This window comes from Ideonella azotifigens, assembly GCF_006519715.1.
GTDB lineage: Bacteria > Pseudomonadota > Gammaproteobacteria > Burkholderiales > Burkholderiaceae_C > Ideonella > Ideonella azotifigens.
Map to the genome: position 1 here is coordinate 1 of NZ_VIDT01001195.1, position 1007 is coordinate 1007.

Below are 1007 nucleotides of genomic sequence, written 5' to 3' on the forward strand. Positions count from 1 at the left end.
GCCGAGGCCAATGCAGGGTTGAGCAGGGCAGAGCCCGGCCGGCCGCTGGTGGTGCCGCTGCAGCCGCTGAACCCGCTGGGCGTGCATGCCGACAGCTACCAGACGGTGCCGGTGCTCTGCTACCACCGGCTGGGCACCGGGGGCGGCAAGATGAACGTCTCGCCGGCCCGCTTTGCCGCGCAGATGGAATGGCTGGTGCGCAACGACTACCGGGTGATCCGCCTGGGCCAGTTGGCCGACTACCTGGCGGGCCGCGAGGCGCTGCCGCCTCGCTCGGTGGTTATCACCTTCGACGATGGGTATGAGTCGACCTACCGCCACGCCTATCCGGTGCTGCGCCGGCTGGGGTTGCCGGCCACGCTGTTCGTCTACACCGACTGGATCGGGGCCGGCGAGGCGCTGAGCTGGGGCCAATTGCAGGAGATGGCGTCTTCCGGCCTGGTGGACGTGCAGGCGCATTCCAAGAGCCACCGCAACCTGATCGAGCGCACGGCCGGCGAGGCCGACGAGCGCTACCGGCAGAACCTGGACTTGGAGATTCGCGGCCCGCGCGAGCTGCTGGAAAAACGCCTGCCGGTGCAGGTGCAGCACTACGCGTACCCGTATGGCGATTCCAACGACCTGGTGCTGGACCTGCTGGCCCGCCAGCGCTACAGCCTGGCCGTGACGGTGAACCCTGGCGGCAACGCCTTCTTCGCGCAGCCGCTGATGCTGCGCCGGACCATGATCTTCGGCGACCACGACCTGGAAGCCTTCAAGGCCAGGCTGCAGACCAGCCGCCGCTTCGGGCCGGTGCCATGAGGTGCACCAGCGCCGGGCTTGCCGTGCTGCTGTTGCTGGCGGGTTGCGTCGGCACGCCGCCTGCAGTGCCGCCCGCGGAAGGCGGTGGCATCGCGGTCTTGCCGGACGCACTGACCGTCTTCGAGTCGGCGCAGCGGCAACGCGCACAGGAGCTGGAGCGCAAGGAACAACTGGCCGACGCGGCCTGGGCCTGGGAAGTGCTGGCC

General features: G+C 69.5%; 2 protein-coding genes. Both read left to right on the forward strand.

Features of this window, described 5'->3' with window-relative positions; translation table 11 throughout:
* Positions 1–801 (forward strand): polysaccharide deacetylase family protein (locus FKP22_RS31555; RefSeq protein WP_141292088.1); only part of this gene is annotated, 801 nt, incomplete at its 5' end.
* A partial coding sequence (locus FKP22_RS31560; protein ID WP_141292089.1) for a hypothetical protein occupies positions 798–1007 on the forward strand: 210 nt, incomplete at its 3' end. The genes FKP22_RS31555 and FKP22_RS31560, both read left to right, overlap by 4 nt.